This window comes from Spartinivicinus ruber (genome assembly GCF_011009015.1).
In the GTDB taxonomy this organism is placed as follows: domain Bacteria; phylum Pseudomonadota; class Gammaproteobacteria; order Pseudomonadales; family Zooshikellaceae; genus Spartinivicinus; species Spartinivicinus ruber.
In genome coordinates, this window is record NZ_CP048878.1 from 5771197 (window position 1) to 5790969 (window position 19773).

Consider the following 19773-nt stretch of genomic DNA (forward strand, 5'->3'; position numbering starts at 1 on the left):
TTTTAGCTCCACAAAAGGTTGTTGAAAATAAATCCAGTGTTCGATATGGAATAACAGACTATTCTTCGCCGCTCTTGAAGGGCCTTCCGTGGCCCTTCAAGAGCTAAAAAGACATCTTAAAGTTACAGGGTTAGATTAAGCTTCTACATCTACACATAAGACTGAATTACATCTGCTATTTCTTCAATATAGGGCGGATAATTCATGGTAATGTGATTCCCTCCACTGGTCTGAGAATAGTAAAACCGATTGATTAGCTTCTCCCATGCATGATGGGCCCCATCAGGGAAGCCGGCCTTTCTCTCCTTGTGGCCAACATAATAAACTTCTCCAGCATATGTCGTTGGCTGATATATATACAATCCTTCACTCTGAGATAACCAAGAGTCAATTAACTTCTGAGTTATATCCATCACGAATGAACTCTCTCTACCTGAAGATGCAAACAAGCCTGCGATATAATCTAGTTTACTTTCTAATTTTGATAGCTTTTCCAAAATTGATAGTTCAATTTTGACCTGATCCCCGAACAAGTAATTTAATACATGATCTGGTGTCTTATTTAGCTCCGGAAAATAACCAGGATGTGGTGTATCAATCATTAAAATCGGATACATCTTCCTCCCCATGCTTAACCTTTGCTGACCAATTTCATATGCTATTAGACCTCCTAAGGAACTACCACCTAAATAATATTCTTTTCCTTTGCTGTGCCTGTCTATTTCTCTAAGATAGCTCGTTGCCATCTCTTCTACTGTATAACTAGCTTTTTTAACAGAACCTCGTCTTGATCGAATGCCATATACCTCAAAGCTTTCTCTTAAAGCATCTGCTAATGGCCTATAAAAATAAACCTCCCCGCCTATTGGATGGATTAAGTACAATATTTTATCTGCTTCTTTCTGACTCAATGGCACAATCAGTTCTTCCTTCTCTTGATTAACATCTATTGAGTCAGGAAATACGCTTTTTTGATGATCAAGATAAGTAGAGGTATCAACTGGTTTCATTTGATATACAGCATTTAAGAACGCTTGAAAACTAGGGGTCGTTGCTAACTGATGAGTAGGGACTTCTATATTTAAAGTTTGGTTTACTTCTGCAATTAAGCTCACTGCCATTAGAGAGTCTCCTCCTAATGTAAAGAAGTCTTTATCCATTAAGTCATTTAAATTTAAATTAAAACGGGTGCTCCAAATGCTAGAAACAATCTGTTCCACTTGTTCCAGACTGAGCGCTTTGTTTTTCAATTTTTTGTGGTGTACTTTCTGAATATTTTCCTTTCGAATCGACCTCGTTTCACCTGTTATTTCTGTTACTGGCTTTTCAACCCAGCACCTCTTTTTAACAAAAGGATAGACAGGAAGGCCAGTTAACCGAACACGTTGCTCTCTTTTATAAATCTGCCCTAAATTAACGTTATACCCTTTTTCCCAAACCAACCCCAAACTCTCTTGAAACTGCTTTTCATCTAGGCTTGGGTCTAAATGATGGCCAGTGCTTGATAAGATTAAATCTTTAGCTCCTATTCCTGGGTGTAATGACGTTAAACTTCTTAGCACCTGACCTGGACCTACCTCAATAAACAAGCCATTAAGCTTTTCTTCACGAAGTTGATTCAGTAAAGTTGACACCCCTTCATGATATCGAACAGGGTTCCTTAGGTGATTGGCCCAATATTTAGGATCACAAGCTTGAGACTTTGTAATCCAGTCGCCAGTAACATTTGAAATATAGGGTACCTTAGGAACATCCAGGCTATGATTCGCGATAGTCGATTGGAACTCATCCAAAATGGGTTCCATCATCGATGAATGAAATGCATGTGACGTATGCAAAGTTACAACCCGGATCTTGTGCCAGTCACAGTATTCTTTTAATCTATTTATCGACTCAGTCTCTCCGGACACTACTGTTTTATTAGGATGATTCAATACCGCAATATCTAAACTTCTGCTTTCTTCACTGAAGAAAACCTTACTAAGCAACGTTTTTGTTGCCACTTCACTTAGTTCCATCGATAGCATTTTCCCACCAGGTAAAGACTGCATCAAAGCACCTCTATGGCTGACAATCTCTAAAGCAGATTCCAAGGAGAAAACACCCGCTAAACATGCCGCCACGTATTCTCCAACACTATGCCCAACCATCAAGTCTGGCGTAATTCCATAAGATTCCCAAAGCTTAGCCAAACTATACTCAATACAAAAAAGGGCTGGTTGACTCATCCTGGTCTGATTAATCGCGCTGGTGCTTTCCTCTTTAGATAAGCCACTATGAGGATAAATAACAGATGCTAGATCTAAGCCTTGTTGTGACTTAAGAATAGAAAAGCAGTGGTCTAGTGTTTTTTGAAATTCTGGTTCTTGCGTATAAAAATACTGTGCCATATCGACATACTGAGAGCCTTGACCTGAGAACAGGAAAATAACTTTCGATTGACAGGGCTCTTTATACACGCTGTTCTGAATCTGAGCAGCTTTTAATTTATCCTGTAACTCACTCAAATCTTTTGCCTGGATAGTTTTACGATAGGTCATACTTCTTCGTCCTACTTGCAAACTAAAAGCAAGGTCTGCGATCTCAAATGTCGGTTGACTGGAGAGATAGGTTTCGTATGAAGCAATTTGTGAAATCAAAGAAGTAGGGCTTTTGGCTGAAAACGGAAACAAGTGATAACGTCGTTGGCTAATCGAAGACTTTTTGTTGTGCTCCGGTGCTTCTTCTAAAATTAAATGAACGTTGTTTCCTCCAATTCCTGTGCTATTTACAGACGCTCTTCTTGGTGTATTAAAAGCATTTTCCCAATATTTAAACTGAGTATTAACATAAAAAGGCGTTTCATCAAAACCAATTTTTGGATTGGGAGTTTGATAATGTAAGGTAGGTACAAGCGATTGATGCTTTAAACATAAAGCAGTTTTAATAATCGAAACCACCCCAGCAGCAGAATCCGTATGACCTAAGTTAGATTTTACTGAACCTATAGCACAAGAAGAAGGCTGTAAGTCCTGTTTAGCCATCCCTTGAAAAGCAGCATTTAGCGCTCTTACTTCTAATGGGTCTCCTAAGTTTGTTCCTGTCCCATGTGCTTCAACATAGCCAATTTGATCGGCTGTCAGATTGGCATTCTCTAAAGCCAATTCTATTGTTTTTTGTTGTCCTTCTACACTAGGTGCTGCATAACTCACCTTTTCTGCACCATCATTATGCATTGCACTGCCACGAATGACAGCATAAATATTGTCACCATCTTCTAGCGCTTTTGATAGTGATTTTAATAAAACCACTCCTCCACCGTGACTCAAAACTGTGCCTTGAGCTTTTTCATCAAAAGGACGGCAATGTCCATCTGGAGAGGCTATCATTCCCTGTTGATATAAATACCCTTTCTTTCCAAATCCGCCTAAAAGAGATATACCACCGGCTAGTGCTAGATCACAGCGGCCTTCACGAATATCCTGGCAGGCTTTATCGACAGCAGTAGCTGATGTTGAACACGCGGTTTGCAAAACAACAGCAGGTCCCGTTAAATCAAGCTTATAGGTCACTCTTGAACAAAGAAAGTCTGGGGCGTTAGCAAGTAACCTCTGATAGGCTAAAGCGGCATCCTCTTTACCTGCTCGCTCTAATTGCTGATAGTGAGGATGCAAATGATATTGTTCATAGAAATTGATGCCAGAGCCACCATAAACGCCAATATGGCGACTTTGTTTGTCTAAGTTATAAGAGGCGTCCTCTAGTGCATGATAACAAAGTTCTAAAAAAATACGATGTTGCGGGTCCATCAGCATGGCTTCTAAATCAGCATATCCAAAGAATTCCGCATCAAAATATTCAATGCCTTCTAACCACCCCATCGCTTTTACATAATTTGGCTTGTGGTACAAAGATTCAGAAACGCCTGATTCTCGAAGTTCTTGCTCACTAAAAAACTGAATGCTTTCTTTACCAGATTGCAAATTTTCCCAAAATTTTTGCACATTGCTAGCTCCAGGAAGACGGCATGACATCCCAATTATTGCAATTTCTTTTATTTCCTCTTTGGACTGCTTATCTATGTTAGATGGTATTGCTGTTGATTTTTCACTTACCTTTGGAGACAAGCCAACTTGATGAGCAACGAGTGAAGCTAGGTTAGCAATAGTTGCTCTACTGAATAAATCAGTTACCGATATATTAAAACCGTGTTTTTGCAACATATAAGTAATTTTAATAGCATTTAAAGAGTTTCCACCTACATCAAAAAAATAATCATGAATACTGAGTTCTGTCAGTTGTAAACCCTCTAGCCAAATTTGATGAATTTTTTCTTCTATTTCCGTTTTAGGTTTATGGTAGGTCACTTCAGAGGTGGCTGAAACTTTGTTTTGCTGAAGTACTTTCCGATCAATTTTACCACTGGAGGTGAGTGGAAATTTATCTATCTTCATCCAAAAACTTGGAATCATATAAGATGGTAACTTTTGTGTAAGGTAGGACTTTAATTCTCCTGCTGTCAATGTCGTATCTGCCAAATAAAAGGCAACTAGTCTTTTATTTTCTTCAGCACCTTGTACAACTACGACCGCATTCTTGACATGATGATGTTGCTTTATATTTTCCTCTATCTCTCCTAACTCTATACGAAAACCTCGAATTTTGACTTGGGTGTCAACTCGATCCAACCATTCTATATTACCGTCAGAAAGAAACTTACAAAGGTCACCAGATTTATACATCCGATGGTAAACTGCTAGTTTCGGGTCTTTAGGGTCAACAAAAGGGTTGATGATAAAGCTTTTTTCAGTAAGCTCTGGCCGATTAAGATAGCCTCGAGCAAGGCCTGCGCCACTTATATAGAGCTCTCCAGGTACACCAATGGGGACAGGATTTAACTTGTCATCCAAGATATACAACTTTGTATTAAAAAGCGGCTTGCCTATCGGAATGCTACTGATGTTTTGTTTCATTTCGAAATAAGTAGAAAGCACTGAGTATTCAGTTGGTCCATAACCGTTGACAACGTCAGCATCTCTAGCATAATAATTTAAATCACTAGGATTTGCCCTTTCACCAGCTGTAATCAGTCTTTTTAAACTAGGAAGCCTAACCTGATTTAAACTTTTTATAAAAGAAGGCATTAGGGCGATTGAAGAAATTTGATGTTCATAAAAGTACTCTGTGAATTTGTGAGTATCTTTTTGTATATTATATGGAATGAGAACCAAGCTCGCACCTGATAAAAGAGCAGTAAAAATATCATATAAACCCACATCGAAAGAAAATGAACTAAACTGACCAATATTTTCTGTTGATTTGATATTAAACCTTTGAATACCATCCCAAATAGTATTTAAAATGGCCTTATGTTCTATCATCACTCCTTTAGGCTTCCCTGTGGAACCCGAAGTATAGATGACATAGGCCAGATGGTCGCAACGTACTTCATTTTTAAGAGTGCCTTTTGTTTTCCTTATCGTTGGCCAGTCTAAATCCAAATAAATGATTTTTTTAAAAAATGGGAGTTCGGTGTTTAGCTTTCTTTGAGATAAAAGAACGGATATTTGGCTATCCTCAATCATATAGGAAAGCCTTTCTTTAGGGTAATGCGGATCGAGAGGAACAAAAGCTGCACCGGCTTTTAGTACCCCAAATACAGCTACAGTCATATCAAGTGACTTTTCGACACAAATGCCAACTAAATCATCAGGTTTAATGCCTAATGACTGGAGGTACAATGCCAAACAATTTGCTTTGTTGTTTAGCTCAGCATAACTGATTGTTTGATCATTAATTTTTACCGCAGTAGCCTGAGGCGTTTCTTGAGCTTGTTTTTCAAACACTTGATGTAAGCATATTTCCTTAGGGTAAATTTTTTCTGTTTGGTTCCAATCAACCAAAAGTGCTTGTCTTTCTTCTGAGTTAAGGATTGAGATGTCTGAAATGGGTAGATCGATAGCACTCCTTAACTGACTTAAAATTTGGTTAAAACTATTAGCAAAGCGTTTTATCGTTTCAGCTTTAAAGTGGTCTGTCCTGTATTTCCAAGAGACTTTAATACGGCCATCCACCTCTGGATTCAGAATCAAGCTTAATGGGAAAATACCTTCATGAATGGGGATAGAGTAACCTTTAATTGTAAAAGAAGGATACTGCTTTTGATATTTGTTACTCGTTAGGTTTTCCTCAAAAGATAGTATTTCAAAAAAAGCTTGAATCGGGTAAGATTCCCATGCCTGGTTAGTTACTTTTAATTCTTGCATCAGTTTTGGAAAAGGATAATCCTGATTTGCAAGTCCATTTTTCACAATATTTGATATCTTCTTAAGCAAAGATAAAAAAGTGTCATCTTCCGAAATTGAACAAAGTAGTGGAAGTAAATTAATAAAGCACCCTATACTACTTTCATGATCACTTTTATTTCTTCCCAGACTTGGCGTGCCAATTAGTATAACATCTTGATTAGAGTATTTTGCTAATAAAATAGCATATACAGTAAAAAATAAAGAAAACAGAGTTACCCCATTACTGTTAGCTATTTTTTTGATAGCATCTACCTCTTCTTTTTCAAAATAAAAAACCAGTGAGTCTCCCGCATCAGATGACTTTTTCTCTAGAGGAGAATCAAAAGGGAGTTCGATATTCCATGAGCACCCTTTCAATGACTCTCGCCAATAGGATAACTGTTTCAAAGAAGCTTCACTTTGAACGAACTCATTTTGCCAAGCAATAAACTCATAAAACTTATTTTCTTTTTCATGAAACTGAGGAGCTTTTTTATCCTGTAACAACTGATAAAAATCAAATAATTCCTGAATAAGACTTACTGAATGCTCATCAAAAATAATATGATGAATAACAGTTAAAAAATACCACTCATTTTTATTTACTTGAAGTAGATGAAAACGGCATAATACATCTCTCTCAATGCTAAATGCACGTTGAGATTCTTTGGTAATATATTGCTTTATATCGATTTCACTAAATTTCTTGTTTCTAAAATCAGCCAACTCAAAATTGATAGAACTATGACTGTCATGCCATTGAATTGGAGTACCTTCATTATTGAGTCTAATTCGAGTTTTTAATATAGGGTGATAATCTACAAAAAGTTGACAAGCTTGCTTCCATAAATTGACATTAAGTTCCGACGGTATCATTATGCATAAAGGTATATTATAGGCATAAGAATCAGAATATTTTTGTTGATAAGCAAATAATGCTAGTTGACCAAAACTTAATGGCATTTCAAAAATAGCAACTTTATTTGCTTGTAGAAATGCTGCTTTTAGCTTGAATTTCCAAAGACTAGCCTGCTCTTTTTGAATACATTGAAAGTGATCTCCTGAAATTGGAATAGTTATTAGCTTATCTCCAATCAGGGGGAGCCAGTTCTTTTTATAAGAAGGGAAGTCTTTAGGATTCTTTTTTTGTGCATCAAAAAAATAGACTCTATTTGAACCGATATAGTTTTTCGGCTGATATGATACCAAGGCTTTTTGATTAGACTCAAAAACTTTCAACGAATCAGTACCAAAAAAGGCTGGAATTGTATCGCGGCCTTTTTCTTTCACTAAAGCAACTATCCTTTCTTTACTCAACCCATTAATTGCTTCTGGTTGGATTGAAAGAGAAGGTGAAATGGCCTTTAGGCCCATAGATAGAGAGAGCGGTTTCCAGGCAGAATAGGTATCGATTAGTCCCAAAAAGCCAATACAATACCCTGCTTGAATGAGTTGTTGGGTAACCTCATAAGCAACCATCCCACCAAAGCTGTAGCCCATAAGATCAAATGGCCCAAGCTTTTGAATGGCCAAAATATAGTCCAAATAGAAACTAGCGATCGTTTTAATACGATTAAATGGCTCTGCTTCTCCTTGAAATCCAAAGCTATAGCCACCATATACCGGACGCTCTGTTACTTCTTCTAAGAGGTATCTATAAAAAGAGCAATTCCCCCACAAAGCCGGAAAAACAAAAATAGGTCTACCTTTACCTTCTTTTATCAGTGGCATGTAATTACAGAACTCTATTGCCGAAGCCAGAGTGTTGGTACTTTTAATGGAGTCGGTGGATTCTTTATTGAATGTTTTTAGGTAATTTGAAAGCGCTTTTAAACTTGGATAATTAAGCAAAGCATTCATTGGAATATCGCTTGACCATGATGCTCTAATTTTATAAACCACCCTTATACTAACAATGGAGTCCATGCCATAGTTGATAAAATTTTCTTCTTCTGCGATATTTGTTGCGTTTATACCTAGAATTTCTGCTATCCATTCTCTGATTTTAATCATTAAATCTTGATGATTTGAGATACCCAAACTTGTTGATTTTTTTGGTACACTTGACGATAGTGATTTAATCGGAGTAGAGAATGTTTGAAAAAATCTACCCTGATCACCATCGTTAATTAACACTTGAGGTATTCCAAGCTTCAATACAGCCTCAAAACTTTGCAAACCGTGTTCTTCACTTAAAAAGCCGAGTCCTTTTGGCTGCATCAAATTATCTTTGACTCCCTCTATTAGTGTCATCCCTTCTGATTCCCAAAGGGGCCAATTGATACTGAAGACTGAGTCTGATCTCTGACGACAAATAGACATAGCAAAAGCATCTAAAAAAGCATTCGCAGCTCCATAGCTACTGCTTCCTTCAAAACCAAAAGCTGATATTGAAGAAAACAAGAATAACTGCTGAAAATTTCCTTGTTTTTGAAGTTTGTTTAGCACCAAAGTGCCGCTTATTTTTGGTGAAATTAAAGTTTTAAAGTTGGATAAACTATCATTTTCAACTTCAAAGCTAGTTATCAAACCAGCTGTATGGAAAACACTATCAACTAATGAAAAATTGTCAGATTCTAACTGAGCAAATAAATTGGCGACTGAATCAAAATCAGTAATATCTAAAGGATAGTATTTAACATTTGCCCCTCGCTGTAAAAAAGACTGTAGGTAAGACTGCTGCTCTTCATTTATAGCCGACCGTCCAACTAAGATAATATTCGCTTGATACTTGTCCACTAAATATGAAGAAAAGATCCTGCCTAGTCCGCCCATCCCTCCAGTAATTAAATAGGTTCCCCCTTTTTTAAGACTAGCTTTGGGATTCTGTTTAGCTTTCTGCAATTCTTTTTTAGAAATCTCAGTAATGCTATGCACCAAACGTTTTTCTTTTTGGTAAGAAACAAGTAGTTCTTCTTTGTTTGCTTGAGATTCTTTAACAACTATTGGCCATGTATTTTGATCATATTCATCCACATGAAGGAGCTTCAGGATACTCTGTGGATGCTCTCGTTTTAAAGACTTACTGAAGCCGGATAATGTCCAGTGAAGAGGATTTTCTTCGGGAAACCTTCCTGAATATAGATACAAAAATGAATAATCAGTATGTTCCTGCTTAGTAAGCGTTTGAATTAAAGAAACAACAGTGTAAATGCTTTGTTTCGAAGAGACACTCAAGTTATCTAACGTTAAAGTTCCAGGAATATCTAATGGCCAGAGAAAAAATACTTTTTGAGGCAAGCCTTTATGCTCTTTAAGAATATATACTAATTTTTCGATTTCCTTTGAACATCCAGCACGCAAGGTATAATTATTGACCCCGTTCTGTTGATAGGATTCTCCCATTTTGATCCAAATGATATTTTCTTGCGGGGGAATCTGTGTTTGAAGACTTAGTTCATCTCTGTGATCAATAAAGATCCAATTCATCTCCTGGAGGGAAGCATTATTTATTGCAGCATTATCCAACAAACGATTTTCCCAGATAGGACGATAATAGGTCAAGCGATCACTATCTTTCTGTTGACTAACATCAAGTCCTTCCCCTTCGAACCAGTAACGGTTTTTAGCAAAAGGATAAGTCGGTAATGGAACTCTTTGGCCTACATTAAGAGGAGTATGTTTAAGCTTTTTTTGAACCTCTTGAATATCTCGGATGAAATCAGGAGTAAACTTATCATTGCTCTTAGCTGCAGGCTCATCTAAAAAGGCTTTTAAACCTTGAATAATTTCTTTGTTTGATTTAGCAAAAAATGCTAGGACCTGCGGCATTAAATCTCTGCCCTTTATAAGGGTAAAAATAATATCATTAAAGGAAGGTAATTGCTCTTGCGTACAAGCTTCAAAATATAACAGCAAATCCTCGGCTCTGCGTTTTAAGCCTGCCTCTTCCTTTGCAGAAAGCACTACCAGCTGAGTATTTTCACCTTCTTGATTATGAGCCTGCGAATTTTTAGATGAGATATACTCCTCTAAAACCACATGTACATTCACTCCACCAAAACCAAACGCACTGACACCCGCACGTCTTAGACTCCGTCCATCTTGTGAGTTAGGTTTGTGCCAAGGTAGAGGGGTTTTGACGATATAAAAAGGACTGTCTTCTAAATCAATATTCGGATTGACGTCGTTTAGCGAAGCTAATCCTGGCAGCATGTTATGTTTAAAAGCCAATAGAGTCGCTATTAGCCCAGCTATCCCTGATGCAGCTTCAGTATGACCAATGATAGATTTTACACTTGAGATTCCACAGTAAGCTTTCGAGGTTTTAGATACGCCAGAGAGCTCCCAAGCCTGCTTCAATCCCTCAACTTCAATAGGATCACCTACTGGCGTTCCCGTGCCATGAACCTGAAAAAATTGAATACTCGTTGGATCTACTCCGGCTCTTTGTTGAGCTTTGTGAATGGTTTTAGCTTGAGCTTCAGCATTGGGTGTAGTAATGGTAGAGACTTTTCCGACATGTCTGACAGCACTCCCTTTGATTACACCATGAATATTATCTTGATCTTCTATAGCTTTAGCTAAAGGCTTGAGTAAAACCAATCCCGCTCCTTCTGATCGGACATACCCGTCTGCACTTGCATCAAATGTTTTACAAGAGCCAGTAGGAGACAGCATTCCCGTTGCAGCATAACCAAGGGACATTGTAGGTGTTAACATCAAATTTATCCCACCCGCTAAAGCCATATCGCACTCATCACATTCTATCGCTTGGATAGCTACATGCACGGCGTTGAGTGACGAAGCGCAGACACTGTCAACAAAAAAACTGGGGCCGTTAAGGTTAAAGTAGAGAGAGATACGGTTGGGAATAATTGCTGGTTGTGCAGTACCCGTAGAATAATGAGGTTGGATATCGATTTTTTGTTGTTGTGACAAATCTTTATACTCAGCATTAGAAATACCAAGATAAACACCAATTTCTTTTTCAGCTAAGGTTTTGCAGGGATAGCCCGCATCTTCAAAGCAACTCCATGCTAACTCGAGCATGATACGCTGCTGTGGGTCCATACTTTTGGCTTCTTTAGCTGCTACTTGAAAAAAGGGAGCATCAAAAGCATCAATATCCTCAAGGAATCCCCCCCATTTGCAGTTAGTTTTATTCTTTTCTGTATAGGGATCTCCCCAATATTGTTGCCAATTCCAGCGCGCTTTCGGTATTTCTCTTACACAAGAGTCTCCTTGTATAAGCTTATCCCAAAATTCTTGGTAGTTTTTGGCTTGAGGAAAGCGGCAAGCCATTCCGATGACAGCTATCTCTTTTTGTTTCATCGTTTTTAATCCCATTACTAACTTCGACATTTAGTAAATCTATCTACGATGTATATATAGAAAGGAATAAACCCAGCGAGAATGGCTCCTTTTCCGACAACCGCAATAGCTAGTACAGTTTTAAATACATTCCATTGAGTAGGGTAGGTTTAGAAATGAAAACAGTAATCGCCAAAATAGCTGAAAGGGAAATAACACCAAATGCAAAACCAGCTACTTTCTTCCAGTTTGAAAGTTTCGTCTTAGTTTCAGACAAGTTTTCTTCATTAGGGCCCACTTGAATGACTGGATAAGATTACTCACCTTGTCCCCCTGATTACTAACGAAGTCTACAAGTTTTGTACAATTATAAATCCAAAATTCAAGGCAGAAAATATTAATCAGCAATAAAAAGGGGTTGACTTTATTTCTTATTAACAGAGATATCAGACAAAGAGTGAATTATATTTCAAGTATTGTATACTTATATTATACATTAAATATCATACAAACTAATCATATAAAAATTAAAGAGCTAAAGTTTATATAATCTATATTTTTTACTAGTAATAAGCTGAATAATAAAGTTTCATACTTTAATGATTAAAACATTACCTACGAAAGAAGCTTATATATGAAGTATGCATCTCTGCTATCTATCCGTAAAGCTTGTATTTAAGCTTTTACCGTGCTGAAATGACTAACCATCAAAAATCTATAAACACTCAGTAGCCTTGCTGAATATGAAACCTTATTGTATGAAAAATACAATGCATCCATAAACAAGAAGACAAAAGTATAATACTTCCTAATTATCACTATACCTAAGCCATTAACTGCTGTATATTTGAACAGCATGGAAACTTAATTGAGAAGGTATAAATAATGGCTATCAACAAAGTTCAATTTCAAAAAGGCCTGAGTTTAAACGAGTTTCTCAAACAATATGGTACAGAAGAACAATGCTTTAATACCTTATACAAATTGCGATGGCCAGAAGGTTTTCAGTGCCCCAATTGTGGATACGACAAATGCTGTCAACTCACTACTAGAAAGCTTCAGCAGTGCTATAAATGTCACCAGCAAACATCTGTAACTGCAGGTACTATCTTTGAATCAACCAAATTACCATTAAAGACTTGGTTCCAAGGGATGTATTTGATCTCCCAAGACAAAAAAGGTATATCAGCCATAGAATTACATCGCCATTTAGGTATTTCCTATCAAGCTGCCTGGAGAATGAAACATAAGCTCATGAAAGTGATGCAAGAAAGAGAAGGCACCAAGCAATTGTCGGGTTTTATTGAAATTGATGATGCCTATCTTGGTGGTGAGCGTACAGGTTGCAAAAGAGGTAGGGGAGCAGATGGGAAAATACCTTTTGTAGCAGCCGTAGAAACAACAAAACAAGGTCAACCGACACGAATTAAACTGAGCATTTTAAAAGGGTTTAATAAAGAAGAGATAACGGCTTGGAGTAGGCAGAATTTGGCCAAGGGCAGTACCGTAATCTCCGATGGACTGGCCTGTTTTAATGGTGTCATAGAAGCAGGTTGTCTTCATGATAAAATTGTATGCGGTGGTGGTCGTGCATCAGTAGAGGAACCTGAATTTTATTGGGTTAACACCATCCTTGGAAACTTAAAAAGTGCTTTACGTAGTACTTATCATGCTATTCGCGCTAAATATGCACAACGTTATCTTGCTGAATTTCAGTATCGATTTAATCGAAGATTTAGCTTAGTAGAATTTATTCCTAGGCTAGCATTTGTAGCATTGAGAACACCTCCACTACCAGGTAAGCTACTAAATATAGCTTAGGTATGATGATAATTAGGTAATACTTTACCAGCAGTCACAGAAAAGCTATTCTTGTAAAGTCAATATCTTACGACGCTGAAAGTATAAATCTTAACCTTGGTGATACATATGATTTATATTATATAAAATTTATATAATTATTGTATTTCCAAGCTCTTAGTATATATCATAACTTATTCATAAAATATGATTAAAATTACTACTTATTTGATTTGTAGCAAAAGCATGCTAAGTCATACTAACTTGAAAATACATTCACCAAGGTTTAGGGAAAATCTTCTAGCTCAGGGATAGAGACTTTATTGTTAGCCTACAACAATGGCTACTAAAGTAACCACGCTTGAGGTATAAATAGTAGAAAAAGGCAGGCATATTCAATCTCTGGCATAAAAACCCGTTTGCTTGTTTGCTCTGGAACTACCAAGAAATATTACAAGCACTAACAAAGGAAATCCCTTTAGCTGCCTAATCATTAGGCTCACTAAAAACAACTAGGCAGCAACTTATTTTCAGTCTTCCATAATTGGCAGCCTGTGTTGAATTGCATTGGTATAACAGAATTTGTAGCTCTTTTATACTTATTTTATAGGTGGTGTCTTCAGCCTTTGGTCTCCATTTTAATTTACCTTGAGAAAATCCTTTCATGCAGAGCCAAACCCCCTGCCCATGGTATACTAATAATTTAGCTTTATCTTTACCCCGGTTAGAAAAAATAGGCTCTGAATCCGGTCGCTCATTTAATTGTAATTGACACAATGCAATAAGGCCGTTGATTCCTTTTCGAAAGTCTACCGGCTTTACTGACAGTAATAGTCGATGCTGATGGGTCAGTTGTAGCCTAATAATATTAGGCAATAAATCCAGATATTAATACATCCACTGCATGGAAAAATAAATCATTAACCTTAAGCACAACCCCGTCTGGTCGCTTTAACTCAATACTGAGCGCATTTGGCCAATAAAGGTCGTTAATTCAGAGGGTACCTCTTTTTTAATATCACTATACTCAATAGCAATAAAAATAAAAGAATTACGAACTCAAATACAGAAAAACAAAGCTCTTACTATTTATTATAAAAATAGCAAGAGCTTTAGAGCACCTCTAATGCTTCCGTTTTTTCTTAACACCAGTGTGTCCACCTGGCTTGGTTTTTAACTGGCTTAAATAATCAGCATCAAAATAGTCTACCTCTATGGCTTTGGTTACAGCCTGTTCTGCAGCTTTGAGCCGTTGAGCTTCAAGGTCAGTAATAATACCTTGTGCTACAGCTTGCTCAATAGACTGTAATTGATTAGCTTTGATTTTATCCCGCAATGGTTGGGTGTTGATTACCTGGTTAAATGCTTCTTCAACCCGGCCTACACCAGTATCAGCGTCACCAATAAATACCCCGTCAGTCAATCGTTGTCGAGTATTAGATGGCGCTAATAATAACTTCGCACAAGCTTGAGTTAATGTATCTGATGGAGGCTTACGGCTAACACCTCTGGGCAAGATGTAAAAGCGCATTAACCAAGCTAATGGCCGTGATGGGAAATTAGCAATGACTTCAGATAAGCGCTGCTCAACAATCCACAGCCCATTAGCCATACACCAGTCCACTAAGGGTAGATCTTCCTGATGCCGCCCATCATCATCAAAACGTTTTAAAACACAGCACAGCAAATACAACTGGCTTAATACATCTCCTAACCGTGCAGAAATAAACTCTTTTCGTTTTAATTCACCACCAAGTGCTAATAGAGCAACCTCAGCGACCAATGTCAGTGCTGCAGAATATCGATTAATGCGCTGGTAATGTCGATGCAACTTACCATCTTTATCAGGGCTATTAGCAAAAAGCCCTCCTGTCCATGCGTGCAACGACGCACGACCAAACGTTTTGAGCTGAAAAATCAAATGCTGAGTAATTAAAGTATCAAACTTTTCTAAAGCTTTAGTTTCGTCTTCACCTTCAGCTACATGTAATTCATCTAACAGGAATGGATGACAGCGGATAGCTCCTTGCCCAAAAATAATTAAGCTACGGGTGAGAATGTTTGCACCTTCTACAGTAATGGCGACTGGAATAGATCGATAAAAATTACCAAGATAATTACTTGGTCCATCACAAATGGACTTACCACCATGTACATCCATTGCGTCATTAATTGCTTCACGCATACAACTAGTGGAGTGTGCTTTTAATATTGCTGAAATAACCGCTGGAACCTTTCCTTTGTCTAAAGCTAATGTTGTAGTTTTCCTCGCGGCATCCAACATATAAGCATAAGCAGCAATGCGTCCCAATTTTTGCTGAACGCCTTCAAACATTCCAATTGGCACATTAAACTGCTCGCGGATACGCGCATAAGCCCCAGTTGCCCGTGCTGCTAATTTAGCACCACCGGTGCTAAGCGATGGCAAAGAAATACTGCGTCCAGCAGCCAGTGCAGACATCAGCATTTTCCAGCCTTCTCCAATACGTTCTTGACCACCAATTACCCAGTCCATGGGAATGAACACATCTTTTCCCCAGTTAGGACCATTTTGAAAGGCTTGAAATGCTGGGTAATGACGCTCACCAATTTCTACTCCAGGGGCATCAACTGGAACCAAAGCAACTGTAATACCCAGTTCCTCCTGTTCACCGAGTAAGTGGTCAGGGTCATACAATTTAAAAGCTAAGCCTAACAGGGTAGCAACAGGGCCTAGCGTAATATACCGTTTATGCCAGTTTACTCGCATCCCTAAAGTTCGTTTACCATTATACTCTTCGTAACAAACCACTCCCTTATCAGTCATTGCAGCCGCATCCGAGCCAGCCTCTGGACTGGTTAAACCAAAACAAGGGATTTCATGACCATCAGCTAAACGAGGCAAATAATGCTCTTTTTGCTCCTCAGTACCAAACTCCATTAACAATTCACCAGGCCCTAGTGAATTAGGCACCATCACAGTCACTGCAACAGCGGTGCTACACGTTGCAATGCGGGTTACTACTTCAGAATGAGCATAAGCAGAAAATTCCAAACCACCATATCGCTTGGGAATAATCATGCCAAAAAACCGATTTTCTTTTAAAAATTGCCAGATAGGTTTAGGGATATCACGATATTCAAAGGTAATAGCCCAGTCATCAATAATTTTACATAACTCAGTAACTGGACCATCCAGAAACGCTTGCTCTTCTGCCGTTAGTTCAGGTTTACCAATATCATGCAGCACTGACCAGTTAGGGTTACCAGACAATAACTCTGAATCCCACCAAATACCACCGGCCTCTAATGCCTGTCGTTCAGTCTCTGAAATAGGGGGCAAGACTGCTTTCAACCGCCGCAAAAGCGGGCCACTAACCCAACGTTGACGAAAAGTGGTCATAAGCTAGCCTCCAGCACATATAGGATACCTTTCAAGTTAGGCTAGATAACACAGTTAACAAAGTTGAAACTGGAATAAAAGATATGGAGAGTTATATTTTTTATTGCTTAGAAATTACTACACAAGCCGCATGTAGTTTTTCTCAATAAATATTATAATAAGGAAAATACATATATTATATACTTATATTTAGTTCAAAAAGATTAATAAATGACTATCACCAAAACACCCCTAGAAAAAGGGTTTGAAAAAGTTTTTACACCGCTACAGGATTTTATCCACGACCAGACAACCTGCAGTCTTGTACTCATTATATGTACCATATCAGCACTTACTATCGCCAACTCACCTTTTGCAGAAAGCTACGAAGCAATACTTAAAACTCCTTTTGGATTTGTTTTAGGTGAATGGTCTTTTCAAATGAGTTTAAGACACTGGATAAATGAAGGTTTGATGACTTTTTTCTTTTTGTTACTTGGCATGGAAATTAAGCGAGAAATTCTGGTTGGTGAAATTCGAGTTGTTCAACGATTAATTCCTATTATCTCTGCAGCTTTGGGAGGAATGCTAGTACCGGCTGTAATTTATTATTTATTTAATGCTGGCACTTTTTTTGCCAAAGGTTGGGGAATTCCAATGGCAACTGATACTGCATTTGCTGTTGGCATTCTGGCTTTGCTAGGCAAGCGTATTCCTCAAGCTGCCTTCACCTTTCTCACTGCGTTAGCCATCATTGATGACCTTGGCGCTATTTTAGTTATTGCTTTTTTTTATTCAGAGTCCATCAGCATGCCCCATCTAAGTGTAAGTGTTTTATTACTTGGTATGCTTATATTATGTAATATTTGTGGTATCAGACGGCCCGTTGTTTATTTAATCGGAGGACTACTTGCTTGGGCTGCTATGCTCGGCTCTGGTATTCATGCTACTGTTGCAGGTATTCTTGTGGCTATCACTGTGCCCGCTCGCCCCAAGCAAGAGCCATTTTGGTTTGTTCGTAAAACCAATAGCCTTATTCGCAAGTTTGAAGATATAGAAAAATCAAAAGATGATGAAACACCATTATTAGGTGAAGCCACTCAACATGCCGTTGTTGAAGAGGTACAAAATGCAGCAGAAAAAACCACCACTCCTCTGCGCCGTTGGGAAAGGGCCCTGGAACATCCTGTAGCCCTACTTGTATTACCCATTTTTGCCCTTGCTAATGCTGGGATTTCTTTAAATATGCAAGTAATATCCAATCTATGGAACGAAACTTTAGCAGTTGGCGTTATTTTAGGGCTAATTATAGGCAAAGGTATTGGTATTCCTTTTTTCACCTGGTTGGCATTGCGCCTAAACCTGGGCCATCTTCCACCTAGTATCAATATTTATCATATTGTCGGTATTGGTTTTTTGGGTGGAATGGGTTTTACCATGTCAATTTTTATCAGCAATCTGGGGTTTGAGAACATGCCTGAAACATTGATGACAGCGAAAACAGGAATCTTAATTGCCTCTTTTATTGCAGGAGTAAGCGGTTATTTGTGGTTGAAAAAATTCTCATTCGTTGGCCCTGTTAGTAGTGGATAAAACACGCAAGCCAGTGCTATACATACCCAAAGCATCATTTATATAGTCAAAGTAATTGGCTTTTAGGAGCAACTATGTCAAAAGGTCAGGGCCTACTCCATGATAAAGAGTCAGAATTAGGCGGCATTGAGCAATCGATAAAACAGTTGCAAGGCTTGCTTCAGACAGCAACTACCTCTAAACAGGCTGAATATCAACAACAACTTGACAAACTTAATAGCAAGCGCGAGGCATTAGTTAATGAAATCGACAAAATAAAAGAGGACGAGTAACAAAGCAGTATGTTAAATGAATCTAAAACAACGCTGTTTCATTTTCAAACCAGTTATTAAATAATAATTTAATGGTCAAAAGCTGTTGTGTTAATCAGTACTCAATTCAAACCATATTGTTATAAAAGGCACTCAAAGCGTGGCCAATCATTCAGATACAGTAAAAATTTCAGTTATAATTAAACCCTGGACTTAAGAAGTCAAAAGGTCATTCGGAAAGGGTGTAGGTCAAAAACTAGGATTGGTGTACTAACGTGGCTCAAGGTAGTAAAGACAACAATGTCAATAAAAATGACAGCGACAAGTTCAATAATATAAGTAATAAGGCTGATGACAAAAAAGCCAAACAACTTGAAGATATTATTGAAGTCGATGATAACACTCTGTCATTAGCTGAGATTGAGTTTATAGCAAATGATAAAAAAGTGCATCAATGTTATGAAACCAAATATAAAAATGATCTTTATTCAAATATTTTAATGTCTTTAACTCATGAGTCGTTCCCTGAAAATAAAGCTAAAAACCTTTGGTATGAAATAATTGACCACATGCAAAAGCTAAATCATACCCTAGGTAGGTATGTAGGAATATCAGTCGCTTCACTTGACTACCTCACTAATATCAAATGCACGTTGGTTGAACCTAAAATAATAGAAGAAGATAAAATTACTTATGTAGCTCAAGCAACAACCAAAGATGAGTTAACAAGCCTCTATCTTCGCGATGTGTTTGAGGTCGTTTTAAAAAAGGAAATGGATGTAGCCAAAAGAAACAATACAACCTTGTGCTTATTAATGATAGATATAGACAACTTTAAAGAAGTTAATGATACCTATGGTCATCAAAAAGGTGATGAGGTTTTAAGTAAAATAGGGGATACAATTAATGACTCAGTCAGAGAAATGGATCTGGCAGCCCGCTATGGAGGTGAAGAACTTACTATTATTATGCCTAATACCAACATACAACATGCATTCAATGCTGGTGATCGTATAAGAAAAAATATCGAACAATTAAAATTCAATGGTTTTAACGTCACAGTCAGTATAGGTTTGAGTAGCTCCAGCAAATCTATTAATACTCCAACCAAGCTCATCAATATGGCAGACAAAGCCTTATATAAAGCTAAAAAGAATGGTAAAAACCAAGTATCGACTAAAAAATGCTGAAAGTATTACGAGCTTTTATAGTCTGAAAAAACATAATAGAAAATGATAGCATTAGATAA

At 37.7% G+C, this 19773-nt stretch carries 7 protein-coding genes; 4 read left to right on the forward strand and 3 right to left on the reverse strand.

Going from position 1 to position 19773, the window contains the following annotated elements; translation table 11 throughout:
- Positions 1-149: 149 nt before the first annotated feature.
- Positions 150-11540: a non-ribosomal peptide synthetase/type I polyketide synthase gene (locus G4Y78_RS26025; protein ID WP_163835887.1), complete on the reverse strand. Its 11391-nt coding sequence runs from the start codon at positions 11538-11540 to the stop codon at positions 150-152.
- Between the two features lie 864 nt (positions 11541-12404).
- Here G4Y78_RS26025 and G4Y78_RS26030 point away from each other — a divergent pair.
- Positions 12405-13340 carry an IS1595 family transposase gene (locus tag G4Y78_RS26030; RefSeq protein ID WP_163830705.1) on the forward strand — a complete coding sequence of 312 codons (936 nt, stop codon included), beginning with the start codon at positions 12405-12407 and terminating at the stop codon, positions 13338-13340.
- A gap of 465 nt (positions 13341-13805) precedes the next feature.
- Here the strand turns inward: G4Y78_RS26030 and tnpB are convergent, their stop codons facing one another.
- A complete protein-coding gene (tnpB, locus tag G4Y78_RS26035; protein ID WP_163835888.1) occupies positions 13806-14195 on the reverse strand; it encodes an IS66 family insertion sequence element accessory protein TnpB in 390 nt (129 codons plus the stop codon).
- A 247-nt stretch (positions 14196-14442) separates the two neighbouring features.
- Positions 14443-16701, reverse strand: coding sequence for an acyl-CoA dehydrogenase (locus tag G4Y78_RS26040; protein ID WP_163835889.1), 2259 nt, complete (start codon positions 16699-16701; stop codon positions 14443-14445).
- 210 nt (positions 16702-16911) lie between these two features.
- Between G4Y78_RS26040 and nhaA the strand changes: the two genes are divergently transcribed.
- From nhaA to G4Y78_RS26055, 3 genes are all read left to right on the forward strand, one after another.
- Positions 16912-18273, forward strand: coding sequence for a Na+/H+ antiporter NhaA (nhaA, locus tag G4Y78_RS26045; protein WP_163835890.1), 1362 nt, complete (start codon positions 16912-16914; stop codon positions 18271-18273).
- A 74-nt stretch (positions 18274-18347) separates the two neighbouring features.
- Positions 18348-18545 carry a hypothetical protein gene (locus G4Y78_RS26050; protein ID WP_163835891.1) on the forward strand — a complete coding sequence of 66 codons (198 nt, stop codon included), beginning with the start codon at positions 18348-18350 and terminating at the stop codon, positions 18543-18545.
- A 254-nt stretch (positions 18546-18799) separates the two neighbouring features.
- Entirely contained in the window at positions 18800-19714 is a 915-nt protein-coding gene (locus G4Y78_RS26055) for a GGDEF domain-containing protein (RefSeq protein ID WP_163835892.1), read from the forward strand.
- Positions 19715-19773: the final 59 nt, after the last annotated feature.

Bases quoted from the DNA above. Each gene is read 5' to 3' on its own strand.
- G4Y78_RS26040 (WP_163835889.1), bottom strand. From the start codon at position 16,701: ATGACCACTTTTCGTCAACGTTGGGTTAGTGGCCCGCTTTTGCGGCGG.
- G4Y78_RS26050 (WP_163835891.1), top strand. From the start codon at position 18,348: ATGTCAAAAGGTCAGGGCCTACTCCATGATAAAGAGTCAGAATTAGGC.
- G4Y78_RS26025 (WP_163835887.1), bottom strand. From the start codon at position 11,540: ATGAAACAAAAAGAGATAGCTGTCATCGGAATGGCTTGCCGCTTTCCT.
- G4Y78_RS26030 (WP_163830705.1), top strand. From the start codon at position 12,405: ATGGCTATCAACAAAGTTCAATTTCAAAAAGGCCTGAGTTTAAACGAG.
- nhaA (WP_163835890.1), top strand. From the start codon at position 16,912: ATGACTATCACCAAAACACCCCTAGAAAAAGGGTTTGAAAAAGTTTTT.